The organism is Mycobacterium sp. ST-F2 (genome assembly GCF_001905655.1).
Classification (GTDB): domain Bacteria; phylum Actinomycetota; class Actinomycetes; order Mycobacteriales; family Mycobacteriaceae; genus Mycobacterium.
The window spans coordinates 1-23,977 of the sequence record NZ_JMHT01000060.1 but is presented as its reverse complement, the minus strand read 5'-3'; the positions used below and the strand labels follow the sequence as shown (position 1 = coordinate 23,977).

Annotated in this window: 20 protein-coding genes and 1 tRNA gene; 16 read left to right on the top strand and 5 right to left on the bottom strand. The window is 65.7% G+C overall.

Annotated features, from left to right (window positions below; all coding sequences use genetic code 11):
• The first annotated feature begins 33 nt into the window (after positions 1 to 33).
• The 11 genes from EB75_RS20720 (at position 34) to EB75_RS20670 (ending at position 11,803) form a co-directional block, all read left to right on the top strand.
• Complete coding sequence (locus EB75_RS20720) at positions 34 to 1,059, top strand: YlbL family protein (protein ID WP_073697154.1); 1,026 nt, start codon at positions 34 to 36, stop codon at positions 1,057 to 1,059.
• Positions 1,060 to 1,137: 78 nt separating this feature from the next.
• The gene (locus EB75_RS20715) at positions 1,138 to 4,128 is read left to right on the top strand and encodes a UPF0182 family protein (RefSeq protein ID WP_073697153.1); all 2,991 of its coding nucleotides are present in this window, start codon (positions 1,138 to 1,140) and stop codon (positions 4,126 to 4,128) included.
• 155 nt (positions 4,129 to 4,283) lie between these two features.
• A tRNA-Met gene (locus tag EB75_RS20710) sits at positions 4,284 to 4,357 on the top strand.
• 192 nt (positions 4,358 to 4,549) lie between these two features.
• Positions 4,550 to 5,701: a GGDEF domain-containing protein gene (locus EB75_RS20705; protein WP_073697152.1), complete on the top strand. Its 1,152-nt coding sequence runs from the start codon at positions 4,550 to 4,552 to the stop codon at positions 5,699 to 5,701.
• An 83-nt stretch (positions 5,702 to 5,784) separates the two neighbouring features.
• Complete coding sequence (locus tag EB75_RS20700; protein WP_073697151.1) at positions 5,785 to 6,750, top strand: DUF4129 domain-containing protein; 966 nt, start codon at positions 5,785 to 5,787, stop codon at positions 6,748 to 6,750.
• Complete coding sequence (locus tag EB75_RS20695) at positions 6,747 to 7,229, top strand: hypothetical protein (RefSeq protein ID WP_073697150.1); 483 nt, start codon at positions 6,747 to 6,749, stop codon at positions 7,227 to 7,229. Before EB75_RS20700 ends, EB75_RS20695 begins: the two co-directional genes overlap by 4 nt.
• On the top strand, positions 7,226 to 8,191 hold the full coding sequence (locus tag EB75_RS20690; protein ID WP_073697149.1) for an AAA family ATPase: 966 nt from the start codon (positions 7,226 to 7,228) through the stop codon (positions 8,189 to 8,191). The genes EB75_RS20695 and EB75_RS20690 overlap by 4 nt, the downstream gene beginning before the upstream one ends.
• A complete protein-coding gene (locus EB75_RS20685; protein WP_073697148.1) occupies positions 8,188 to 9,438 on the top strand; it encodes a DUF58 domain-containing protein in 1,251 nt (416 codons plus the stop codon). The genes EB75_RS20690 and EB75_RS20685 overlap by 4 nt, the downstream gene beginning before the upstream one ends.
• Positions 9,439 to 9,442: 4 nt before the next feature.
• On the top strand, positions 9,443 to 9,943 hold the full coding sequence (locus tag EB75_RS20680) for a hypothetical protein (RefSeq protein WP_073697147.1): 501 nt from the start codon (positions 9,443 to 9,445) through the stop codon (positions 9,941 to 9,943).
• Positions 9,944 to 10,272: 329 nt separating this feature from the next.
• On the top strand, positions 10,273 to 10,515 hold the full coding sequence (locus EB75_RS20675) for a hypothetical protein (RefSeq protein ID WP_073697146.1): 243 nt from the start codon (positions 10,273 to 10,275) through the stop codon (positions 10,513 to 10,515).
• A 100-nt stretch (positions 10,516 to 10,615) separates the two neighbouring features.
• Complete coding sequence (locus tag EB75_RS20670) at positions 10,616 to 11,803, top strand: cytochrome P450 (protein WP_286150272.1); 1,188 nt, start codon at positions 10,616 to 10,618, stop codon at positions 11,801 to 11,803.
• Positions 11,804 to 11,809: 6 nt separating this feature from the next.
• Here EB75_RS20670 and EB75_RS20665 read toward each other — a convergent pair whose 3' ends face one another.
• A complete protein-coding gene (locus EB75_RS20665) occupies positions 11,810 to 12,706 on the bottom strand; it encodes an IclR family transcriptional regulator (RefSeq protein ID WP_073697144.1) in 897 nt (298 codons plus the stop codon).
• 137 nt (positions 12,707 to 12,843) lie between these two features.
• On the opposite strand from EB75_RS20665, the gene EB75_RS20660 reads away from it, so the two are divergent.
• The gene (locus tag EB75_RS20660) at positions 12,844 to 13,632 is read left to right on the top strand and encodes an IclR family transcriptional regulator (RefSeq protein WP_073697143.1); all 789 of its coding nucleotides are present in this window, start codon (positions 12,844 to 12,846) and stop codon (positions 13,630 to 13,632) included.
• Between the two features lie 371 nt (positions 13,633 to 14,003).
• Here EB75_RS20660 and EB75_RS20655 read toward each other — a convergent pair whose 3' ends face one another.
• Entirely contained in the window at positions 14,004 to 14,615 is a 612-nt protein-coding gene (locus EB75_RS20655) for a hypothetical protein (RefSeq protein WP_073697142.1), read from the bottom strand.
• Between EB75_RS20655 and EB75_RS20650 the strand changes: the two genes are divergently transcribed.
• A complete protein-coding gene (locus EB75_RS20650; RefSeq protein ID WP_073697141.1) occupies positions 14,614 to 16,257 on the top strand; it encodes an Ig-like domain-containing protein in 1,644 nt (547 codons plus the stop codon). The genes EB75_RS20655 and EB75_RS20650 overlap by 2 nt on opposite strands.
• Positions 16,258 to 16,314: 57 nt before the next feature.
• Here the strand turns inward: EB75_RS20650 and EB75_RS20645 are convergent, their stop codons facing one another.
• The 3 genes from EB75_RS20645 to EB75_RS20635 are packed head-to-tail and all read right to left on the bottom strand — an operon-like array spanning position 16,315 to position 20,111.
• Complete coding sequence (locus EB75_RS20645; protein ID WP_073697140.1) at positions 16,315 to 17,466, bottom strand: FAD-dependent oxidoreductase; 1,152 nt, start codon at positions 17,464 to 17,466, stop codon at positions 16,315 to 16,317.
• Positions 17,467 to 17,478: 12 nt separating this feature from the next.
• Positions 17,479 to 18,780 (bottom strand): ABC transporter substrate-binding protein, encoded by a 1,302-nt coding sequence (locus EB75_RS20640; RefSeq protein WP_073697139.1) that lies wholly within the window; start codon positions 18,778 to 18,780, stop codon positions 17,479 to 17,481.
• Positions 18,780 to 20,111 carry an MFS transporter gene (locus tag EB75_RS20635; RefSeq protein WP_073697138.1) on the bottom strand — a complete coding sequence of 444 codons (1,332 nt, stop codon included), beginning with the start codon at positions 20,109 to 20,111 and terminating at the stop codon, positions 18,780 to 18,782. Before EB75_RS20635 ends, EB75_RS20640 begins: the two co-directional genes overlap by 1 nt.
• A gap of 353 nt (positions 20,112 to 20,464) precedes the next feature.
• Here EB75_RS20635 and EB75_RS20630 point away from each other — a divergent pair, with 353 nt between their 5' ends.
• The 3 genes from EB75_RS20630 (at position 20,465) to EB75_RS20620 (ending at position 23,936) form a co-directional block, all read left to right on the top strand.
• A complete protein-coding gene (locus EB75_RS20630; RefSeq protein WP_073697137.1) occupies positions 20,465 to 21,322 on the top strand; it encodes a cutinase family protein in 858 nt (285 codons plus the stop codon).
• Between the two features lie 30 nt (positions 21,323 to 21,352).
• The gene (locus EB75_RS20625) at positions 21,353 to 22,918 is read left to right on the top strand and encodes a flavin-containing monooxygenase (protein WP_286150271.1); all 1,566 of its coding nucleotides are present in this window, start codon (positions 21,353 to 21,355) and stop codon (positions 22,916 to 22,918) included.
• Between the two features lie 166 nt (positions 22,919 to 23,084).
• Positions 23,085 to 23,936 (top strand): FAD-dependent oxidoreductase, encoded by an 852-nt coding sequence (locus EB75_RS20620; protein ID WP_073697136.1) that lies wholly within the window; start codon positions 23,085 to 23,087, stop codon positions 23,934 to 23,936.
• Positions 23,937 to 23,977 lie beyond the last annotated feature (41 nt).

Here is a 23,977-nt window from a genome sequence, read left to right as displayed (position 1 = left end):
GCGAACCGAGCCGCGAGCTTTACTGTTGGCGGCGTGAACAGGCGGATTTCTACGCTCGTGGTCGCTCTGGTGCCGATCATCGTGTTCGTTGTGCTGGTGTCGGTGGTGACCGTCCCGTTCGTGTCGCTGGGCCCCGGCCCGACGTTCGACACGCTCGGTGAAGTCGACGGCAAGAAGGTTGTCGACATCAAGGGCGACGTCAAGGTGCACCCGACATCAGGGCACCTCAACATGACCACGGTGTCGCAGAGCGACGGGCTGACGCTGGGCCAGGCGCTGGCGCTGTGGATGTCCGGTCGCGAGCAGCTGGTGCCGCGCGATCTGGTGTATCCGCCGGACAAGTCCAAGGAACAGGTCGACAAGGCCAACAACGCCGACTTCAAGAACTCCGAGGAAGACGCCGAGTACGCGGCGCTGAGCTACCTCAAGTACCCGAAGGCGGTGACGGTCCAGGCCGTCGCCGATCCGGGGCCGTCGGCCGGGCAGCTGCGCCCCGGCGACGCCATCGACATGGTCAACGGCGTGCCCGTGGCCAACGTCGAGGAGTTCACCTCATTGCTGAAGAAAACCAAGCCCGGCGACCACGTCGTGCTCGACTACCGGCGCAAGAACGCCGGGATCGGCGTCACGACCATCACCCTGGGCACCAACAAGGACCGCGACTACGGCTACCTCGGCACCACGGTCCTCAATGCGCCGTGGGCGCCGTTCGCCATCGACTTCAACCTCGCCAACATCGGTGGCCCGTCGGCCGGCCTGATGTTCAGCCTGGCAGTCGTGGACAAGCTCACCGACGGAAACCTCAACGGCGGCAAGTTCGTTGCGGGCACCGGCACCATCGGCGACGACGGCAAGGTGGGCCCGATCGGCGGCATCACCCACAAGATGCTGGCGGCGCGCGAAGCGGGTGCGACGGTCTTCATGGTGCCCGCCGAGAACTGCGCCGAAGCGGTCTCGGCGCGTCTGGATGGGCTGGGGTTGATCAAGGTCGAGAACCTGAGCGGCGCGGTCGACGCGCTGCACGCCGTGTCCGCTGGTGGCGAACCTCCCCGCTGTTGAGCATGCCGTCACCCCGGGATGCGTAGAGTTCATATCGCAAGCTGGTGTTTTGGACTTTCAACAGACTGGAGCTGACGAGTGGGGATGCGGCCCGCGGCGAGGATGCCGAAGCTGACGCGACGAAGCCGAATCCTGGTCGGGATCGCGCTGCTGATCGTCGGTTTGTTGATGATCGGTCCGCGGCTGGTCGACGCCTACGTGGACTGGCTGTGGTTCGGCGAGGTCGGTTTCCGTTCGGTGTTCAGCACCGTTCTGGTGACGCGGTTGGTCGTGTTCCTCGTGGCCGGGGTGTTCATCGGCGCCGTGGCGTTCGGTGGAATGGCACTCGCGTACCGGTCCCGTCCAGTGTTCGTGCCGGCGTCCGGACCCAACGATCCGGTGGCCCGCTACCGGGCCACGGTGCTGTCGCGGCTGCGGTTGTTCGCCATCGGCGTCCCCGTCTTCATCGGCCTGCTGGCCGGCTTCGTGGCGCAGACGTACTGGGTGCGGGTGCAGCTGTTCCTGCACGGTGGCACGTTCGGCATCAACGATCCGGAATTCGGCAAGGATCTGGGCTTCTACGCGTTCGACCTGCCGTTCTACCGGCTGGTGCTCGGCTATCTGTTCGTCGGGGTCTTCCTGATGCTGGTCGGGAACCTGTTGGGACACTACGTGTTCGGCGGTATCCGGTTGTCGGGGCGCCAGGGCGCGCTGAGCCGCGCGGCGCGGATGCAGCTGGTGTCGCTGGTCGGAATCCTGGTGCTGCTCAAGGCCGTTGCCTACTGGTTCGACCGGTACGAGCTGCTGAGCCACACCCGTGGCGGCAAGCCGTTCACCGGTGCCGGCTACACCGACATCAACGCGGTGCTGCCCGCCAAGCTGATCCTGCTGGCCATCGCGGTGATCTGCGCCGTGGCAGTGTTCTCGGCTCTGGTGTTGCGGGACTTGCGCATTCCGGCCATCGGCCTGGTGCTGCTGCTGCTGAGCTCGGTGATCGTGGGCGCCGGCTGGCCCATGCTGGTCGAGCAGTTCAGCGTCAAACCCAATGCGGCGGCGAAGGAACGCGACTACATCAGTCGCAGTATTACCGCCACCAGGGATGCCTACGGGCTGACCGGTGATTCGGTGACGTACCGCGACTACAGCGGCAACGCGCCCGCCACGGCCGAGCAGGTGGCCGCCGACCGGGCCACGACGTCGAACATCCGACTGCTCGACCCGACCATCGTCGGGCCGGCGTTCACCCAGTTCCAGCAGGGTAAGAACTTCTACAGCTTCCCGGACCAGCTGTCCATCGACCGCTACAACGGCCCCGACGGCAAGCTGCGTGACTTCGTCGTCGCGGCACGGGAATTGAACCCGGACCGGCTGATCGACAACCAGCGCGACTGGATCAACAAGCATTCGGTGTACACCCACGGCAACGGTTTCATCGCCTCGCCCGCCAACACGGTGCGCGGAATTGCCAACGACCCCAACCAGAACGGCGGCTACCCCGAGTTCCTGGCCAGCGTGGTCGGCGCCAACGGCGCGGCTGTTTCGCCCGGCCCGGCGCCACTGGATCAGCCACGGATCTACTTCGGCCCGGTGATCGCCAGCGCGGCATCGGATTACGCGATCGTCGGCAAGAACGGCGCCGACCGTGAGTACGACTACGAGACCAACACCGAGACCAAGAACTACACCTACGGCGGTCTCGGCGGTGTCGACATCGGTAACTGGCTCGCGCGGTCGGTCTTCGCCGCGAAGTTTGCCGAGCGGAACTTCCTGTTCTCCAGCGTGATCGGGCCGAACAGCAAGATCCTGTTCAACCGTGACCCGGCGCACCGGGTCGAGGCGGTGGCGCCGTGGCTGACCACCGATTCGACCGTCTACCCGGCGATCGTCAACAAGCGCATGGTGTGGATCGTCGACGGCTACACCACGCTGGACAACTACCCGTACTCGGAGCTGACGTCGCTGTCGAGCGCGACCGCGGACTCCAATGAGGTTGCGGTCAACCGGATGTTGCCCGACAAGCAGGTGTCCTACATCCGCAACTCGGTGAAGGCCACTGTCGACGCCTACGACGGCACCGTCACGCTGTACGAGCAGGACGAGCACGACCCGGTGCTGCAGGCGTGGATGAAGGTGTTCCCGGACACGGTGAAGCCCAAGTCGACCATCTCCAAGGAACTGTCCGAGCATCTGCGCTACCCCGAGGACCTGTTCAAGGTCCAGCGCATGCTGCTGGCCAAGTACCACGTCAATGACCCGGTGACGTTCTTCTCGACATCGGACTTCTGGGACGTGCCGCTGGACCCCAACCCGACGGCCAGCAGCTTCCAGCCCCCGTACTACATCGTGGCGAAAGACCTTGCCACGGGCGGTGATTCGTCGTCGTTCCAGCTGACGACGGCCATGAACCGGTTCCGGCGGGACTTCCTCGCCGCGTACATCAGCGCCAGTTCCGACCCGGCCACGTACGGCAAGATCACGGTGCTGACCATTCCGGGCCAGGTGAACGGTCCCAAGCTGGCGTTCAACGCGATCAGCACCGACACCGCGGTGAGCCAGGACCTCGGCGTCATCGGCCGCGATAACCAGAACCGGATCCGCTGGGGCAACCTCCTGACGCTGCCTGTCGGACAGGGCGGATTGCTCTATGTCGCACCGGTTTACGCCTCGCCGGGGGCCAGTGATGCGGCGTCGTCGTACCCGCGGTTGATCCGCGTGGCGATGATGTACAACGACAAGGTCGGCTACGGGCCGACGGTGCGGGACGCCCTCAACGGCATCTTCGGGCCCGGTGCGGGTGCGACCGCGACGGGTCCGGCCCCGACGGACGTGCCGGCCGGTACGCCGCCTCCTGCGGCCGTTCCGGGCGCCGTCGCGCCGCCGGCCGCAGGACCGCAGCCTCCGGCGCCGCCGGTGGCGCTGTCGCCGGGCGTCCCGGTGACGCTGTCGCCCGCGAAAGCCGCTGCCCTGCAAGATGTCAACGCGGCCCTCGACGGCATGCGTGCGGCCCAACAGAGCGGCAATTTCGCCCAGTTCGGTGCGGCGCTGCAGAAGCTGGACGACGCGATGGCGAAGTACCGCGAGGTCAATTAGTCCAGTCGCCGTGTGATCAGTCACAAAACTGCCCAATTCCTTCGGGAGTTGGGCAGTTTTGCGTCTGGCTAGGACCTGGCACGCGTGTACAAAAACCAGCGCTGACCATACGATTTGGTTCATTCGGAAGCGTTGGGTAACGTTGTATTCACCGACGCGGGGTGGAGCAGCTCGGTAGCTCGCTGGGCTCATAACCCAGAGGTCGCAGGTTCGAATCCTGTCCCCGCTACTAGCGAAAACGGCTCCCGGAGAATTCTCCGGGAGCCGTTTTTCATTGGCTCGGTACAGCCGTTTTCTCCGGCAGCGCATTGACTCGCCGCGGGCGAAGCAGCGGTTCGTAGAGCTGACGTAGCACCCTGCATCTAGTCTTGCGAGAACGTCCGGTTGATCGTTGCTGGCGTTATCCGCGAGGAGGGCGGTCGTGTCGCAGGACTGGTTGCTGGCGGTGAACCTTGGTTCGTTCGCGATGGCCGGCATCGGGCTGCTCTTCGTCGTCCTCTGGAGTATCGACCGCGACCGCACCAGCGCTCTCGTGTTTGCCGGGGCCATCGGCTGCTACATCGCGGCGACCGTTGCGCTGTCGCTGGGTCTGGCCGCTGCGCCGGCTTCCTCGATCCATGGCGTCTTGTTTCCCGTCGCGATGCTCCTACTGGCCGAGGGTCTGCTGAGACGCGTCGGGGATCGGCTGCCGCGCGCCGTGGCGCTGGCCTATCTGGTCCCGATGGTGGTGATGGTCTGGTTCTTCGCCTACGTCTCACCGCTGCTGGTGGGTCGGGTTGTCACCCAGAACCTCTTGACGACGCTGTTGCTCCTCGTGGTCGTCCGTCGGCTTCGGGAGCGAATGTCCCGAACGGGCCCGAATTGGGCCGCACTCGCAGCGACGGCGGCGCTCGTGTTCGCCCTTGGTATTGCCTTGATCGTGGCGCCGTTCTCGCCGATTCCGCGCGAGATCGTGACGCAGGCAGACCTCGACAATTATATGAGGACCGGTCTCGAGTTGTGCCTGATCGTGTCCAGCACGATTGTTCTGCCGGGCTTCATGGTCACCATGCTTGCCGTGACGGTCATCGACATCTCACACGAACTGCGGTTCCAGCGTGACTGCGACGAGCTGACCGGTCTGCTCAACCGGCGCGGCTTCAACCGCCGAGCGGAGGCAATGATCAGAACCGCCGCGCGCACCACGTTGATCGTGGCGGACCTGGACCACTTCAAGGTGATCAACGACACCGCGGGTCATGCCGCCGGGGACAAGGTGTTGATCGCGTTCGCACGGATTCTGACCGATTCGGTGGGAGACGGGCAGACGGTCGGCCGCATCGGCGGTGAGGAATTCGCCGTGCTGCTCGCCGGCATCGGATTGGATGAGGCGGTTGCCTGGGCCGAAACAATCCGGGCGACGGCGGCGGGGCACACTGTCGATCTCGGCGGCGAGGTCACCAGCGTGACGGCCAGTTTCGGGATCGTGTCGGGTGACCCGCAATCGCAACTGACGGCCCTCGTCGAGTCGGCGGACAAGGCGCTCTACAAGGCCAAAGCGGCGGGGCGAAACCAGATATCCGTGGGCCGGTGACGCCGTCCGCCTCGACGTATTGCCTCGGGATCCGTCGCTGCGTGCCACGATGGAGGTAGGGCAAACGATCGAGCGGTGTACCGATGAACGGTATCGACAAGGCGTTGGGGCGTGTGGTCGCGCTGATCGCACTGCTGTTCTTCGTCGCTGTCGCCCTGCACGGGTATCTGCCGGGGAGTGATCACCCAAACCCCGCGAAACCGGCCAGCAGCGCCGCGAGCCTGGTGGGCGTCGACACCCTGTTCATCGTCTCGGTGGTCATCGTCGCGATCGGCTTCCTCTCGTCGCTGCGGCGTCCGCGGACACCCCGCCCATCGGCGCCTTTCGCGCTGCCGGGCTCGTTCGAGGGCAAGCTCAGTTGGAAGCCGATACGCCGCCTGCTGCTGATCGGGTTCGGCGCTTTGCTGATCTGGCTGGCGCTGGTCTTTCTGCTGTCCCACTTCCAGCTGCTGCAACTGCCCGGCCTTCCCATCCCGGAACCTCCGCCGAACAATCCGCCGATCAGCGCAGTGCCGTCATCGGTGCCGTCGCCACCCATATCGCCACCGCTAGCGCCTCACCAACGGGAGCCCAGTGTCTTCGGCTACCTCCTCACCGCCACCGTTTTGCTGTTGCTGCTGTGGGTTGCCGGCGCTGTCTTGGTTCGCAGAATCCGGCGCGCTGCCGAACCGCAGCTGCCTTCCGCCGTCGGCCGGGAACTGCCGGCCACAGAGTCCACCCCGGAATCCCTCACGCGGGCAGCGGAATTCGGCCTCGCCGAGATCGGCGACCGCAGCCGGGGGCCGCGCGAGTCGATCATCGCCTGCTACGCGGCGATGGAACGTGCGCTCGCGGACGCTCCCGGCGCCGCACCGCAGGACTCCGACACCCCCTCGGAAGTACTGGCCCGAGCCGTCGAACACCATGCGCTGCACGCGGGCAGCGCCAGCGAACTCGTCGCCTTGTTCGCCGAGGCACGTTTCAGTCCGCACGTCATGACCGAACGTCATCGCGAGGATGCCGCGGCGGCGCTTCTGCGGGTACTCGACGAGCTGCGGAGCCTCACATGAAAAAAGTTGCGGTCGTGGGGTTTTCCTTGTTGGTGGGCGTCGAGCTGATGATGCTTCTGGTCGCCGACCGCCGCGCCGTGGGCTGGGTCTCCGCTACTGCGGCGGTGATCGTTCTGCTGGCCGTCCGCCGCCGATTGGTCGACCGCGGACCGATTGCGGGTGAGCCCGACATGAACGACGCGGAAGAGTCGCTGCGGGACTGGATTGTTCGCACCGAAACTCTGACCCAGTGGTCGGAATCCACCCGGGGGGACTGGGATCACCACCTGCGGCCCACGCTGGCCCGGGAATTCTTCATGGCCACCGGCCAGCAGCAAGCCAAGGATCCTGCCGCGATGCAAGCGACCGGCCGGATGGTTTTCGGAGATCAGTTGTGGCAGTGGGTGGATCCGGATGACGTCCGCCGTTCCTCACGAGGCGAGCCGGGACCGGGCCGGGCCACGCTCGACGAGATCCTGCACCGATTGGAGCGGCTATGACGATGCCGGCCGAGTTGACGACGGCCCACTCCGAGGCGGTGCTCGATGAGATCGAACGCGTGGTGGTGGGCAAGCGCGCGGCGCTCACCCTGATCCTGACCGCCGTGCTGGCCGGTGGTCACGTACTCATCGAGGACCTGCCCGGGCTGGGGAAGACCTTGATTGCCAAGTCTTTTGCCCGGGCATTGGGTCTGTCCTTCACCCGCGTGCAATTCACTCCCGACCTGCTGCCCGCCGACCTGCTCGGCTCAACGATCTACGACATGCAGTCCGGTCGGTTCGAGTTCCGGCGCGGGCCGATCTTCACCAATCTGCTGCTGGGCGACGAGATCAACAGAACGCCGCCGAAGACCCAGGCGGCGCTGCTGGAGGCCATGGCGGAAAGCCAGGTGAGTATCGATGGCGAAACCCACCGGCTGCCTGCGCCATTCATCGTTCTCGCCACGGACAACCCCATCGAGTACGAGGGCACCTACCCGCTGCCGGAGGCGCAGTTGGACCGGTTCGCGGTCAGGGTCGAACTGAAGTACCTCTCGGGTCCGGACGAAACGGTCATGTTGCGCCGTCGCCTGGAGCGCGGGTCGGCCGAGCCGATGGTGAATCAGATCGTCGACGCACACGATCTGCTCGCCATGCGCGAGTCGGTCGAGCAGGTGACGGTTCACGACGACGTCCTGCACTACGTGGTGTCCCTGGCGGCGGCCAGCCGCAGTCACCCGCAGGTGGTGGTCGGCGCCAGTCCCCGGGCAGAGCTCGACCTCGTGCAACTCGCGCGGGCGCGCGCGCTGCTGTTCGGCCGCGATTACGTGATCCCCGAGGACATCAAATCACTTGCCGTTCCCGTGATTTCGCACCGGATCACCCTGAAGCCGGAGATGTGGGTGCGCAGTGTCCACGGCAGCGACATCGTGGAACAGCTGCTGCAGCGCCTACCCGTGCCGCGGACTCGTGGGCAGTCGTGACCACCGCGGCCGAACCGCGCGAAGTCGAATTGCGCTGGCGTCCATCATCGCTCACGCTGGCCATCGCCACCTGTGCCGGTGTGGCCCTCGCCGCGGCGGTGCTGGGGACCTGGCAGCTCATCGCCTTCGCCGCTCCGCTGCTCGGCGTGCTGTGCTCGATCAGTTGGCAACGTCCGGTCGCCAAGGTCCACGTCCATGGTCGGCCCGCGCTGACCCGGTGCTTCGAAAACGACGCCACGCAGCTGTCGGTGTCGGTGACGACGGACGAGCCGACCGTCACGGCCGAGGTGACGGTGTCCGTGGCATCCGGAATGGACATCAAAGTTCTCGAGGGCAGTTCCGGACCGCTGAAGACGGTCGAAGTATCCGCCGAGCGCTGGGGTAGGTATCCGATCGGGGCGACGGTCGACGTCGTGGCCGGGGGCGGGCTGCTGGCCGGGACGGGCACCGTGGAGGCCGCAGAGGTCTTCGTCTTTCCCGTCGCCCCACCGCAATCCACGCCGATACCGCGCATCGAATTGCCCGACCGCCTCGGTACGCACCTCACCCGCCACGTCGGCCCGGGTGTCGAGTATGCCGACGTCCGCGCCTACCTTCCCGGCGATCAGCTGCGCACCATCAACTGGCCCGTCAGCGCCCGCCGGGGCCGGCTGCATGTCACCGAGCGGCTGACCCACCGCGCCGCCGACGTCGTCGTCCTCATCGACGGCAGCATGCAGCCTCCCGGCCCGGCCACCGCCGCGACGGAACGAGTGGTGCTGGGCGCCGCGCAGATAGTCCAGAGTGCGTTGCGCAACGGTGACCGTGCCGGCGTCGTCGCGCTCGGCAGCCGGCGGCCGCGCTGGATCGGTGCCGACATCGGCCAACGCCAGTTCTACCGCGTGCTCGACGCCGCATTGTGCGTGGGGAGCGAATACGAAACCACGACAGGGACTTTGGCGCCGCGCGCGGCCGTTCCGCCGGGCGCCATCGTGTTCGCCCTCTCGACACTGCTCGACACCGGATTCGCGCTGGCACTGACCGAGTTGCGCAACCGTAGGCACACCGTGGTGGCCGTCGACGTTCTGGAAGGGCCTCCGTTCGACCAGCAGTCTCCGACGCTGGCCCGGATGTGGGCGCTGCAGCGCCACGCCATGTATCGCGACATGGGGATCGTCGGCGTCGATGTGGTGCCCTGGCCATCGGCGGTCACCCTGGACCAGGCGCTGCGGTTGATGCCGGTGCACCGACGGACCGCGAGGCGGTGATGCCATGACGGCCGACGCGACCGGGCCGGGACAGCCGGCTGCCCGCTTCTTCTCGACGGTGTTCGGTGTCCTGATGGTCGCGGTGGCGGGTTTTCAAGCCGATGGCCACGCCGCTGTCGTTTCGGTGGTGGCGCTGGCCGCGGTGGGCGCCGGACTTCTGTTCCGGGTGGCGGCGACGGGCGCTGTCCTGCTCACGGTGGTGGCGCTGGCCCTGTCCGACCCGCCGCCGGTTGTCGCTGCGCTGGCTGGACTTTCGGCTGCCGTGTACCTGCTGTTGCAGCACGCCGCGGGCTCCGGCGTGATCACCATGACCACGCCGACGTTGGTCGGCATGCTCGGATTCACGCTCGCCGGAGTTCTCGCCACCGCGGTGAATCTGGACCTACCGTGGTTGCCTCTGCTGGTGCCGCCGGCGGTCGTGGTGATGTATGTGCTGGCCTTGCTCCCTCACACAGAGAGTAACGCCAACACCGCGTCAGCCGAGCCCAAAAACGTTGCGCTGTAACAACAGTGGGCGATGAATCGGTGAAACCTGTCCCGCTGCAGCTCGGGCGTCCACGACGGCGGGGTCATCAATTCTGCGGGCTCATGCCACCCGGGCGTACTGTGGGGATATCGGCGGTACTTCGCATTCGGCTGCTCGAAGTCGTTTCGTCGCCGAGGTGAAGAATCTGGCCGATTCACGGCCGGGAGCGGAGCGTCGCGATGACGCCTGAAGCTCTGGCGTCGACTTTTGCCGCGCATGCTTCGTCCTAAACGTATTTGGCTGCACGGAAACTCGTTGGCTGAACTGGGCCGACGACGAAAACGTCTTCTATAGATTGGATTTCCATCATGACCGTCCACGTAACGCGCGACGGCGGCGCCGTAGATGAGTTCGCACGCTTCGCCGACCGCTACATCAAGCACACCGACGGTTCGCTGGAAATCGTTCGGTCCGGGTCTGCGCAGACCAACAAGTATGGGGCAGGGTCGTGGGTCGATGTGACCGGAGATGAGAAGCAGCCGCGGCATGCGCTCGTCCGTGACTGGGTCGCCCGGTCGATGGCACGGATCGGAGTCGGCCAGAACAGGTAGGCAAAGTTCCGGTCAGCGAAACTTTTAGTGCGCCCGAACGTCCCGCTGAGCACGCTCCTAGAGGAGAGCCGTTTCCGACAGGCTCATGAAGGAGATCACTGTGACAGCGGTAGTGAGCGGCGAGGTCGTGGATTTCGGTTCTGAGGAACTGTCCGACCTGCACGGTGTGCTGCGTGACCTACGGGCACGTGCGCCGTATGCGGAGGCTCGTTTCCATGGGATGCCCGCGCTGATCATTCTCAGCGACGAACTGGTCACCGCGATGTTCAAGGACGAAGAGACGTTCCCGGCCGCAGCGATGTACGGCATCACCGTTGGTCCGGCAATGGGCAAGACCATCCAGTGCATGGCGGGCCAGGAACACCGCACCAACCGAGCTCTGGTCTCGCCTGCGTTCCGGCGGGCGCTGATGAAGACCTACAGCGCCGAGCTGCTCGAGCCGATCGCTCAGGATCTCGTCGACCGGTTCGCCGGCAGGGGTTGGGCCGACCTGGTCATGGAATTCACCCAGCAGTACCCGTTCAGGATCACCAACGAACTGTTGGGTCTGCCGGTCGACGACTACGCCTTGTTCGCCAAGTGGGCTCACGACCTGTTCTTCTATCCGACCGACCCGGATGCCGCGATGCGCGCCCGGGAGTCGTTCACGGATTACTTGCGGCCGCTGGTCGAGGACAAGCGGCAGAACCCCTCCGACGATCTGTTGTCCAAGCTCGTCACCACCGAGGTCGACGGCGTCCGGCTGACCGACGAGGAAATCTATTCGTTTGTCCGCCTGCTGTTTCCGGCCGGTGTGGACACGACCTACCTGAGTCTGGGCAACACGCTGTGGGCGTTGCTCATGCATCAGGATGAGCTCGATCGGGTCCGGAATGATCCAGATGAGGCGAAGTGGGCCGTGCAGGAAGGGCTGCGGTGGGAGCCCGGTCCGGCAATCATCCCGCGCTTCGCGGCCACCGACGTGACCTGGCACGGCATCGACATTCCCGCCGGCACGTGGCTGCTGCTGGCCATTGCGGCCGCCAACCGGGACCCCGCCGTGTACCCGGACCCCGACGTCTTCGACACCAGCCGGCATGCCACCGCGCAGTTGAGCTTCGGGACCGGGCCGCACGTGTGCCTCGGTCAGGCGCTGGCAACCACCCAGATGGAGATCGCGGTGAAGGTGCTCCTGCAGCGCCTGCCCGGGTTGAAGCTCGCCGACCCGTCCAGCGTGCAGATCGCCGGCCGTCTGGGCACGGAGCTTCGCGGTCCCGATCATCTGCAGGTCGTCTTCGACCCGCAGTGATCTCCGTCAGCTTCCGGTGATATCGGCCAAAACTACTGTAGCCGAGCGTATTTCGCGGATGTATTCCTCGCGGTCGGCGCGGGTCACGGCCGGCTTGAGGCAACCGATCTGCAATTCATAGACCGCGTTGCCGTCGTGGTCGAACACCGGGGCGGACAGATAGCTGATCGACAGCTCTGCGTCGGAAGCCAATTCCTCGGCGGTGTACGGCCGGGCGCTCAACCTGCTCAGGAACTGGAACAGCCGCTGCCTGAGCGCGCCGCTGCGTGGATGCTCGACCAACAATCCGACGACGTCGCCGATGACTTCCATGATCTCGAGGGCGGCGCCGTCGGCCCCGAACACGGCCACCCCGTTGCGGCGGATCTGGTGCAGAAGTGACTGCAGCACCGGCCGGTGCGCCGCCGGTGCTGTGCCTATCCAGTCCTGCTGCACCTGCTTGTCGCGAAAGGCCATGACCGAGGCGCCCAACGGCGCGGTCATCGGCAGCCGAACGCCGGTGTCCACGCCGGCGGGCACTTGGCCCGGTCCCGCGGCGACGCCGATCATGGTCATTTCGGACTGATCGATCAGCGCCAAGGACACCGCGCACCCAACCCGGTCCGCGAGATCGGTCAGTACGTCGAAAAAAGCCCGCGACGGCGTCAGCTGCGATTGAACCGCACCGGCGAGTCTCAGTAGTCCGGGGCCCAGTCGGTAGCGACGGTCGGCCTGCCGGGACAGCCAGCCCGCCCGTGCCAGTGCCGCCAAGATCGACGTCACCGTCGACCGGCTCAGCTCCAGACGTGATGCCAGCGACGCCACCGAAACCGGCTCCGCTTCGGCGGCGATGAACTCCAGGACGGCTACGACGCGGTCCGTTGGCGGTGAATCGGCACGTGGAGCCGCGTCAGCCGCTGTCATGGCTGGTGCTCGATGGGCCTGGTCAACAATAAATGGCGCATATTCGTCACTTTAACAATTGTTCTGGCGATATGCCGTCGTCTGCTTCAGGCTGACATCACGTTGAGTAGGACACCGCAAAATCGGGAGCAACACACATGAGCGTCGAGGTCGAAAACTGCCTGCCCAGTGCAGTTCTCGAGCGGGCATCCCTTGTGCTCGGCACGTTTGACGGCCCTGGCCGGCTGACATTCACCCAGATTGTTCAGCGCACCGGACTGCCCCGAACATCCGTCCACCCCATCCTGGAGCATCTGGTGGAGCTCGGCTGGCTCCGGAGAAACGGGCGCGACTATGAGCTCGGATACCGGCTGGCGGAACTGGGTTACCTTGCGATACACCAGGATCGGCTGCATCGCGCGGCCAGGCCTTTCCTGTGGGATCTTCATCAGGCCACCGGGTATGTGGTGAACCTGGCCATCCTGGACGGTCTCGATGTCGTACACCTCGATACCGTTGGTGACCGGACGGCGATCATGGCGACGTCGGGGGCCGGCCGTCGCCACCCGGCGCATTCCTCGGCCATGGGGCGGGCGATGCTCGCGCATGCACCGGCCGGCCGGCTGGCCGCGGTCGAAGCGGCCATGTCTGGCGCTCGAGTCGTGGGCATCCATGACCGCCCAGGCGTGCTGCGTGAGGAACTCGCCATGGTACGGGCGCGCGGCTTTGCGGATCATCGAGACGAAATGCCGAGCGGGATGGCCTGTTTGGCTGCACCGATCGGACGGGGTGCCGAGATCTGCGCGGCGGTATCGGTCAGTGGTGAGGCGAGTCGAATGGCGTCCGACCATCAGTTGGCGACGCCGGTTCAGATGACCGCCGCTCGGATCTGGCGAGCGTATTCGGGCCGACCGGTCGGAATCCGACGGGTGCATCCGGCGTATTGACCGGCTTGGAAATGCACGACGGGTACGCGAATAGTGCTGGCGCAGTGGGCAGTTCCGCTCATTGGAACCGATGCTGCATCGCGATACCCGCTCATGCTCGCATGTACGGGGCTTGTAGTTGGTGACAGTGGTCACAGCCGTCTTCGGCTTTCTCAAGACGTATCAACGGATTCCGCGCAACCGGAACCTCAATGGAGAGGAAAAGCGATGAGTGCCGCATCGAGCATCGGTCGTGTCGGGGGACTAGCAGTCGCACTTGGTGTGGGCACCGCAGTGCTTGCCGGCCACGGGGTTGCCTGGGCTGACGACGGTGCTGCCGGGCCCGGATCCAAGACCGGCGGCAATTCGTCGTCGGAAGGCCATTCGAACTCTCAGAGTGCCGCATCGACTCCGGGCGCGGATGCTGCCGGAGCCACGGGACCGACCGGTACCAAAGGCAAGACCAAGGGCAAGGGCAAGCCTGCGAAGCCGAAGCCAGGTTCGGCGGTTTCCCGCGCTGGGCAACAAGGTGACAGTGAATCCCCGTCGTCCGACGATGCACCGGCCGCCAAACCGGCTCCACGGAGCAGGAACAAGTCACCCGTCAAGCCGCAGCCGAAATCTGTTGCTGCACAACAGTCGGCTTCGTCAAGCGCATCCGCATCGGCACCGGCGGCGGCCAGTTCGGTCCCCGGGACGTCGTCGACGGCCAGGGTTGCTCTGCACAGTGCCCCCGTTTCCACGGCCGCAGCCGTGCCGGCCGCTGCGCAAGCCGCGAACCTGTCGACGCTGTCGTCGCCGGAACCGTTGGCCGCGACAACTCGGTCGGTCGTTTCCACGGCGACAACTTCGCCGGCACATTTCCTGACGGCTGCGGTGTCCGGCATCACGTCGGCTGTGTCGCAGCTCTTTTCACCGTTCGCCGGCAATTCACCAACGGCGCCGGCGCGACCCGGATCTCTGGAGGGGTTCCTCTCATTGGTGCGCCGCGAGTTGGACTCCATGCTCAGAAGCAAGCCGCCGACTATCAACTACGACTCGTCGCAGACGCTGCAGATGAACGGCGCCGTCCTCGGTCAGATCACCACATCGGACCCCAACGGCGACAAGGTCAAACTCAGAGTGTCCACGGGTCCGACCAACGGCACCGTGACGCTGTTCTCGGACGGCTCATTCAAATACGTACCAAACCCGCAGACATTGGTGAACGGTGGCCCGGACAGCTTCACCGTGACGGCCAGTGATCTCAAGGGCGATCCACTGGGCCTCAACGTCATGTCGCCCGGGCCGCACACCACCACCAGGGTGATCACCGTCAACACGGTGGCGCAGACCAGCCCACTGGCGACTGCCACCGAGATCAGTACTGAGCAGCGGGCCCTCGCGATCCTCAATTCGGGTGCGATGGACGGCACCATGGCCGCGCTGAAGCAGAAGTGGATCAGCACACAGGCCGTGACGTTCTCCGATGTCCCCGGTGGTGTCGACGCCCAGAACATGGCACTACTCGACGCTGCGGTTCGGGAGTACGCCATGTACGCCGCCATGGCGGCGGTGAACATCGGCGATAACGCCGCGGGGAGTCCCTCGTTCAACTGGATCGCGACGCCGCCGCACACCATCGACGGGGTGACCTCACCCGGTAACCAGGTGCTGTACGACAACCCCGACACGTTGTACCGCATGGCGTTCATCAGTGACGGCAAGAGCTACGTCATCAACGGCAAGGTCAACGGCCAGATGCCGCCCGACGTCAACATCACCGCACAGATCGGTGCGACCGGCCAGTCGTCGGCGATCATCACCGGCGACCAGCTGCAGGTCAATCCGGACGGGACGTTCACCATCGTGGCCGGCCGCGATCCGGCTCTGGCAGGCACCGCCAACTACCTCTTCCTGGGTAATGGCCCCGCGGGGACGAACGCCGGTCAGATTTTCGTGCGCAACACGGTCACCGACTGGAACACCAACCAGGGCCTGAGTCTGACCATCGAGCAGACGGCCGGCACCAACACGACGCTCCCGTCGGCGGCGATCACCAACATCGCCAACGGCGTCATGATGCAGGCAGTCAACGTCACCTCGGACGCGTGGTTGCCGTTGGCGGGTCAGCACCCGGTCAATACGCTGCCTCAGCCGACCAACGCGGGTTCTCAGACATTGTCCACCCAAAAGCAGAGCATCGGGCACTTCAACCTGGCCGACAACGAGGCGCTGGTGATCACTCTGACTCCGGGCACTGCCGAGTATTTCAACGTTCCGGTGACCAACGCCTGGACCCTCTCGCCGGATTACACGACGGGCGCCCCGACCAGTCTGAACAATGCGCAGGCCATCGCCAACCCGGACGGGTCGTACACCCTGGTCGTCTCCAAAACCGATCCAGGCCTCGCGAATTGGGTGTCCACGGGTGGTCTGAACCAGGGCACGACCTTTGCTCGCTGGCAGGGCCTGGATCCGAACGCCACAGTTCAGCCGACGCTGACGACGCAGGTCGTCACGCTGGATCAGCTGAAGTCCGTGCTGCCCAGCACCACCGTGTACTACACAGCGGAGCAACGCGCCCAGCAGATCGCCGAACGGCAGAGCGGGTACACCCTCAGGACCGCGCCCTACGTGTCGCTCGGTGACACGACGGCAGTCTGAGGTTTGACAGCGGCGGTGGCATTCGATGGGAATGCCACCGCCGCTTCATGTTTCGGGCTAGGCGTCGACCAGCACGTCGGTCAGTCGCAGCGCGACGGTCGCCCGCCGCGACACCATCTGCCGCGCTGAACGCTGGATCTCCGCCGTCTGCTCGGTCCGGACGGCCTGGTACCGCCGGAGTGCTGCGGCGACGTCGCCGTCTCGGGCTTCGGCGAGCTGGCGCGCGAGTTCCGCACCGTCTTGGATGGCCTGATTGGCGCCCTGCCCGCCGAACGGTGTCATGGGGTGCGCGGCATCACCCAGCAGCGCGATGCGCGCCGTGGTCCAGCGGTCGATGGGGTCGCGGTCGTAGACCGGGTGCATGTACACCGGGCCCGTCGCCCCGCGGATCAGTCGACCCACCACGTCGTCGAAATCGTCGAATTGGATTGCCAGCGCGGGCAATTCCGCCCGTGCGGACCACAGATGCAGCGGCGGCTCGTCGACGCCGAGGGTGGCGTCGACCGCGACCTGGCGGCCCGCGCGCACCGGCATCGCGATGACGTGTTTGGCGTAGTCGGCCGAATGCCACGACCGCAGCCGGTCGTTCGGACGAGTGCCCAGGCAGTCCACCGGGCTGACGGCACGGAAGATCACCGAACCGCAGTAGTGGATGTCGTCATCGCTGAACAGCCTGCGCACGGTGGAGCGCAATCCGTCGGCACCGATCACCAACGGTGCCTGCAGATCGGTGCCGTCGGCGAAGGTGAGCGCGACGTGTTCATCGTGCTCGACGAGCCCAGTCAGCCGGTGGCGCAGGCGAACTCGGTCCCGGCCCAGATGCGCCACCATCAGGGCGTGCAGATCGGCGCGGTGGACCGTGCGTGGCGACAGCTCGGCATCGGCGTACCCGAACCGTCCGTGCTCGGAGCCCTGTTCAGGGGCGGCCGCGTAGTCGGTGACCGACTCCACGTGACCGGCCCGGTCGTGAGTCTCGAAATACCCTGTCGCCGAGGATATCTGGTTGAACTTCTCGAGCATGCCCCACTCGTCGAACAGGCGCAGCGTCGGCGGCGAAATCCCCAAGGGGCCGCCGACCTCGCCGAGCTCGCGGGTCTTGTCCACCACGATGGCGTGGTGTCCGCTGTGCCGCAACGCAATCGCTGCGGCGAGGCCGCCCAGGCCGGCGCCCACGATGACGATGGGTGCGGTGCTGTTGTGGTCTGACACGGTGCTGCCTTTCTACAGATCGGTGAAGCGCGCCAGGCCCTCGGCGTCGAGGCCGAGTCGGGGCACTACGTTAGGTCGGTGGCTGACGACGGTGCGCACGTTGCCGATCGGTAGCCACAGCCCGTCGTCGATGATCAGGTGCTGGATGTCGTGCACCAGCTTGCGGCGTTCGGTGGGGTCGGGGCATTGGAGTTGATCATCGAGCAGCTCATCGAGTGGCCCGCGGTTGGATCGGCACATCGCGTTCCGTTGATCGACTGCGAACTGATATCGCAGTGCGTCGGGATCCAGTGCGGTGTAATAGAAGAACCGGAAATCGTAGGCGCCGGTCTGCTGCCGCACCCGGAGCTCCCCGAAGTCGACATCACAGCGCACCAACTCGATTCCATGCGGTGCCCACTGCTCGGCGACCGCGGCCAGCAGGTGGGCGTCCACGGGCGAGAACGAGCTGTTGAACACCACCTCGAGCCGCAGCCCGTCGGCTCCGGCGGCATCGAGTAGTCGGCGTGCCGTCGTGGGATCGTGCCCCAGCTGCGGCGAGCAGTCGAGGTAGTGCATGGCGGTCGGCGTCAGCACCGAACTCGCCACGGTGTAGCCGCACGAATCCAGAATCGGCCGCAGTCGCTCGCGATCGATCAGTAGCGACAGCGCGCGCCGGACCCGCCGATCGGCGAGCGGGCCGCGGGAAACGTTGGGGCACAGGCCGTAACTGATTCCCGGGTTGTGGATATCGGCGGTCAGGAAACCGGCCGCCGGCTCCGTGTACAGATCTGCGGTTCCCTCGCCCGACACGAAGCGCAGCCGGTGCCTGCCATCGGTGAGGCACCCTGAACCCGCCGGAGTCCCTGCTCCAGTGCCCAGTCGCTCACCACCCGCCGCCGGCTTGCTCACCGCCAGGTTCACACCGGCCAGGTTGTGGAGGAATGCCGCGTTGTGCCGGTCGAACCGGAAGACGACGGTGTCCCCGCGTGCCTCTACGCAGGACAGCCCAGTGAGGTCGGCGACCGCCGCCGGCAGGGGAGTGACGCCCGCAAGGTCGGTCATGATGTCGCAGAAGCTGTTTCGGACCAGATCGGCGGTAAGGGGAGTGCCGTCGGAGAACCGCCGGCCGGGCGCGATGGTCACCTCCACCGTCAGCGGATCGGGACGCGACCACGTCGAGCCCAGCCACGGCCGCAGCTGCGCTGTCGCCGGGTCGATGTCGACGAGACTCTCGAACACCTGGCGCGCATAGGTTTTCGAGATGCCGTTGTAGGCCAGGCGATGATCGACCGTGAGCTGGCCGGGCGGCCAGGCGAAGGTGATGTCGCGCATCACTGATCGACCTCGATGCGCGAGCCGGCGGGCCGCGCCGCGATCGACGCGATGACGCCGACAGCGGAGATCAGCACCGCGGCGAAGAGGAACAGGCCTGTCGGGCTTCCGAATCCGCCGATCGCCGTCGCGCCGACGGACACCCCGATGGCCGCGCCCAATGCCCGTAGGTAGTGATACACCGCGGAATCGAAGGTGACCCAGCGGGAATTCGTCAGCACGTTCGTGGCCAGCGAGCTCCACAGGAAGCCCATGGCACCGCCCATCACGGTAGCGCTGACCAGCAGCGGGCCGACATGGCCCGCCGCCACCGCCACGCTGAATCCGGCCAGCACCAGACAACCCGCCCCGTAACTGACCAACCGGGTGTTCTTGGCGTCATCACCGGGTCGGCCGAACCGCGAGATCGGCAGCACACCCGCGACGACGGCCATGGGCAGCAGCACCAGCGCCGCCCGGTAGGAACTGAACATCTGTACCCGTTGCAGGACATAGATGACCACGAGCGTGAAGACATTGGTCGCGATGCCCGCCACGAAGACGATCAGGAAGCTGCGGTACACAATCGGCTGGCGGTCGCCGTTACCTCTCGACCGCCGGCAGACGCCGATGGCGACGACGCCCAGAGCCGTCGCCACCGCGCCCAGCACCACCTTGGCGGTCAGTTCCGTCGTCGTCCCGATCGCGAGGAAGATGCCGACCTGCACCAGACCGCAGCCGACGATCAGCGCCGCACCCCGAGAGCCCGCGGTCGCGACGGCATCGGGTGCGAACGTGCCCGCGCGTGCGCCCCACATCATCAACGCAACGGATACGACGGTCGTCAGCACCGTCTCGTACGGGAACGCCCGCCAGCCCCACGTGTCGTTGAGCACCGCGGTGACGAGCGGCGAACACAGGGCCGACGCCGACACCACCAGACCCCACGTGCCGAGGAACGCGGTGTGGTGGTCGGGGTAGAACTGTTGTCGCGCGATGCGGAACAGCTGCGGCGCCAACAGCGCCGATGCCACGCCCTGCAGGAACCGGATGACGATGAGCACCCAGAAGGCAGGACTGAGGCTCGCGGCGATGCCGAGCACCGCGAGTGCCGCCGAACTCACGTAGAACGTCGGGGTCGGATGTCTGCGGTGCAGCAGCAGGCCCGCCGGCAACAGCGTCATGCAGAACCCGGCGAGGAACGCGACGCCGACGCCCGCAGCGGTGCCGTAGGCCAGGTGGAAGTAGTCCGAGATCGACGCGTTCAACAGAACGGTCGCCGAGGAATTCGAATAGAGGGTGTACTCAGCGAGGTACAGCGACGCCGCAACGGCGCACAGAGATGGCTTCATTTTTCATCACAGGAAATGGAGAGGTGAACGTTCGGGCAGCGGAAATCAGCGCGCGAATTTGTTCAACGGCGCCAGGCGGGCGCGGTTCCAGATCGAGGAGAGAAACGACGGGGCGCACGACGAATACGCCCGCACCATGGGTGCGGGGACCCGGTCAGAATGAGCGCCCACGCAGGTGACTATACCGGTCACCGCCCTCCGGGCCGCCGTCGCGTGGGGTCGGAATCCCGTACGCAATATTTGCCGGAGACGCACCGTGACCAGGTGCGCCGTCGACGTTCTGATTGCTGTGTGCGGCGTATTTGCTGGTCAGACGTTTGTCTTACTTTCCTGCATGCGGGTAAGATGCGTAGATGCTGTTTCGCCACCTACGTAGCTCGGGCGTTGCTGGCGCTGCGGCGCTGCTGACTGTCACGGCCCCGCTCATCATTACGGGCGCGAGTCCGGTGGCCGTCGCCGACGACTGCCCCGACGCCGAAGTGGTCTTCGCGCGCGGTACCGACGAGCCGGTGGGGATGGGTCGGGTCGGTGATGCCCTCGTTGATTCGCTGCGTGCGAAGGCCGGCAGTCTGATCATCAGGTCGTACGCGGTGGACTACAAGGCCACCATCACGCAGCGGCACAGCGGGGAGGGCGCGAAGGACGCGATTTCGCACATCAAGTCCACGGTGGCAGCCTGTCCCAACACCAAGATCGTCCTGGGCGGGTATTCGCAGGGCGCGAGCGTGGTCAACATCGTGGCTGGCTTTGACGGGGTCAACTGGGGTGACCCGCTGCCGCCCGAGTACGTGAAAAATGTTGCGGCGGTGGCTACTTTCGGCAATGTCGCCGACCGGACGGGTGGCGCGCCGCCGCTCCAGGACTCGCCGCTGAGTGCCAAGGCGATCGACCTGTGTAATCCCGCCGACCCGATCTGTCACGCCGGTGCGGGCAATTCCTGGAGCGGGCATACGCAGGGTTATATCCCTGCGTACACCGATCAGGCCGCGGCGTTTGTTGCGTCCAAGCTGCTTGCCGGCTCACCTCGGACCCTGCCCGGGTACGGGGCGCTGCCGGGTCCGCCGCCGGGATATGGTGCACTGCCCGGTCCGCCGCCGGGGTACGACCCGCAATCGGGCTACGGCTTGCAGCCGCCCAGCGCCGTCCCGTCGACCGCCGTGACGGCGACACCGTTGCCGACGTCGCCGTCTTCGGCTCCCGGATTGGTCTGACGCTTCCCCCACGGCGGTGTCCCGAGCATCATGAGCATCATGGTGGATCACGAGATCGTCGTCGTCGGCGCCGGCTTCTCCGGTATCGGACTGGGAATTCAGCTCAAGAAAGCGGGTTTCGAGGATTTCCGGATTCTCGACGCTGCTGACGGTATCGGGGGAGTGTGGCATCACAACCGGTATCCCGGTGTCGCCGTTGATATTCCGTCGACCACCTACTCGTACTCATTCGAGAACAACCCCTCGTGGTCGCGGCTCTTCGCGCTCGGCGCCGAACTGCGGCGGTATGCCGAGCGCTGCGTCGACAAGTACGGATTGAAGCCGCATATTCAGCTGCGCACCAAGGTCGACCGTGCGGTGTTCGACGAACGCGAGAGTGTATGGCACGTCCACACCGACCGCGGTTTGATCATCGCCCGGTTCCTGATCGGTGCCGTCGGCCCGCTTGACCAGCCGAAGAATCCAGACATCAAGGGCATCGACGAGTTCCGTGGCGAACTCGTGCACACCGCGCGGTGGGACGACACCATCGGGATCGATGGTAAGCGGATCGCGGTCATCGGAACCGGTGCCACCGCACTACAAATCGTTCCGCAGTTGGCCGAGCGGGCCGCGCACCTGGACGTCTACCAGCGCACCCCCATCTGGGTGGTGCCGAAGTTCGACACTGCCATCCCGCAGTGGGTACAAGGGATGTTCGGGGCCGTGCCGTTGACGCAGGACGCGGTCAGCATGGTCACGACGGTGCTCTCCGACCTCATCTTCACCGCCGGCGTGGTCTACCACACGCGGTTGCCGTTCCTGGTCCGCGGCATCGAGCAGGTCTGTCGCCGGCACTTGGCGAATCAGGTCAAGGATCCCTCACTCCGCGAAAAGCTCACTCCCGCCTATGCATTCGGCTGTAAGCGGCCGTCGTTCTCCAACACCTACCTGAGCACCTTCAATCGGGACGACGTCGATCTGGTGACCGACCCGATCGCCCGGATCACCGAACACGGAATCGTCACGCAGACGCAGGATCCGCAGACGGGTGAACTGCGCGAAACCGAGCATGCCGTCGATACCCTCGTTCTGGCAACGGGTTTCAACATTCTGCAGCTCGGTGCCATGCCGGCGTTCCCGGTTGTCGGGCTCGGGGGAGTGGAGTTGGGCGCGTTCTGGGACGAGAACCGTTACCAGAACTACGAAGGCGTCTCGATGCCCATCGCGCCGAACTTCTGGCTGATGAACGGGCCGTGGTCGGTGACGGGGGCTTCATGGTTCTCGATCATCGAAGCGGGTTGCCGCCACATCGTGCGATGTCTGGAAGAGGCGAGGCGCCGCGGCGCGATCCGGATGGCGGTCAGGCAGGAGCCCCACGACGCGTACATGCGCAGTATGCGGAGGAAGGCCGGGCACACGGTGTTCATGCAGCCCAGCTGCGCCCAGGCGAACAGCTATTACTTCGACCGGCACGGCGATGCGCCGTTCGTGCGACCGGTGTCCGGGGTGTCTCTGTGGTTGGCCAGCAAGACATTTGATCTCGACAGCTATGCCTACACGATCGGCGCGCGCACGCGCGGTCGCGCCAGAATTGCTGTGGAACAACAGGTCTGACCAGCGCGGCATTGACGGTCGGCTAAAAAGCTGCGAAAACCCCTGGATTGTAAGCACGGCTAAGTGCTGAACAATTGCTGTACCTCGCGCAGCGTGCGGCGTACGCTTTTCTCCAACTGCGCCGGGTGCGGCCTGCCTCGGCGCGGTGCAACCTTCAGGAGCAGCCATGTTGGCTCAGGGTTTTGATGTTGTCGTCGTTGGCGCCCGTTGCGCCGGCTCACCTCTCGCCGCAATGCTCGCCCGCCAGGGTGTGAACGTTGCTGTGGTGGAGCGTGCAACATTTCCGCGTGACACCTTGTCTACGCATATTTTCGAGACAGACGGCCTGTCGTTCCTCGATCGACTCGGCGTGACAGACCAATTGCGAGCGACCGGCGCGCCGTTCACCATGCGATCCAACTCTCGTGCCGACGGTTTCCAGTTCAACGTTCGGTGGCCCCTCCGCAATGGTGATGTCGGCGGCGGCGCATCTGTCCGGCGGACGGTGCTCGACCCGATCCTGGTCGGTGCTGCCGAGGAGTCGGGCGCGCAGGTGCGCATGGCGACCGAGGTCACCGGACTGGTGGAGGACGGCGGTCGGGTCACCGGCGTGCGGGTGAAGACCCACGGCGGTCATGAGGACGAGCTCCGCGCCCGCCTTGTCGTCGGCGCCGACGGCCGCAACTCGACGGTCGGGAACCTTGTTGCGGCCCGCAAGTACAACGTGGTCCCAGGCCAACGGTTCGCGTACTGGGCGTTCTTCAGCGGCGCGCACATGCCGGCGGAAGCGTCGAATGTGTTTCACCGGTGGGACGACAAATTTGTGATTGCGGCACCGTGCGACGAGGGCCTGTATCAGGTGATCGTCGTCCCGGAATTGTGTCAGCTCCAGCGATTCCGTGCCGACCTCGAGAGTTGCTTCATGGCGGACGCGCTCAGCTGCGAGCCGGTGGCGGAGGCGCTGGTAGGTGCGCAGCGGGTGAGCAAGTACTACGGGATGTTGCACTGGAACGGGTTCTTCCGCGAACCGGGGACTTGACCCCGTGTGTTGGACACGCTTAATCCCAGGAATGCCTGGGG

Bases quoted from the DNA above. Each gene is read 5' to 3' on its own strand.
- EB75_RS20650 (WP_073697141.1), top strand. From the start codon at position 14,614: ATGCTCAGAAGCAAGCCGCCGACTATCAACTACGACTCGTCGCAGACG.
- EB75_RS20665 (WP_073697144.1), bottom strand. From the start codon at position 12,706: ATGACAGCGGCTGACGCGGCTCCACGTGCCGATTCACCGCCAACGGAC.
- EB75_RS20635 (WP_073697138.1), bottom strand. From the start codon at position 20,111: ATGAAGCCATCTCTGTGCGCCGTTGCGGCGTCGCTGTACCTCGCTGAG.
- EB75_RS20680 (WP_073697147.1), top strand. From the start codon at position 9,443: ATGACGGCCGACGCGACCGGGCCGGGACAGCCGGCTGCCCGCTTCTTC.
- EB75_RS20630 (WP_073697137.1), top strand. From the start codon at position 20,465: ATGCTGTTTCGCCACCTACGTAGCTCGGGCGTTGCTGGCGCTGCGGCG.
- EB75_RS20675 (WP_073697146.1), top strand. From the start codon at position 10,273: ATGACCGTCCACGTAACGCGCGACGGCGGCGCCGTAGATGAGTTCGCA.
- EB75_RS20690 (WP_073697149.1), top strand. From the start codon at position 7,226: ATGACGATGCCGGCCGAGTTGACGACGGCCCACTCCGAGGCGGTGCTC.
- EB75_RS20620 (WP_073697136.1), top strand. From the start codon at position 23,085: ATGTTGGCTCAGGGTTTTGATGTTGTCGTCGTTGGCGCCCGTTGCGCC.
- EB75_RS20700 (WP_073697151.1), top strand. From the start codon at position 5,785: ATGAACGGTATCGACAAGGCGTTGGGGCGTGTGGTCGCGCTGATCGCA.
- EB75_RS20660 (WP_073697143.1), top strand. From the start codon at position 12,844: ATGAGCGTCGAGGTCGAAAACTGCCTGCCCAGTGCAGTTCTCGAGCGG.
- EB75_RS20695 (WP_073697150.1), top strand. From the start codon at position 6,747: ATGAAAAAAGTTGCGGTCGTGGGGTTTTCCTTGTTGGTGGGCGTCGAG.
- EB75_RS20640 (WP_073697139.1), bottom strand. From the start codon at position 18,780: ATGCGCGACATCACCTTCGCCTGGCCGCCCGGCCAGCTCACGGTCGAT.
- EB75_RS20655 (WP_073697142.1), bottom strand. From the start codon at position 14,615: ATGGAGTCCAACTCGCGGCGCACCAATGAGAGGAACCCCTCCAGAGAT.
- EB75_RS20625 (WP_286150271.1), top strand. From the start codon at position 21,353: ATGAGCATCATGGTGGATCACGAGATCGTCGTCGTCGGCGCCGGCTTC.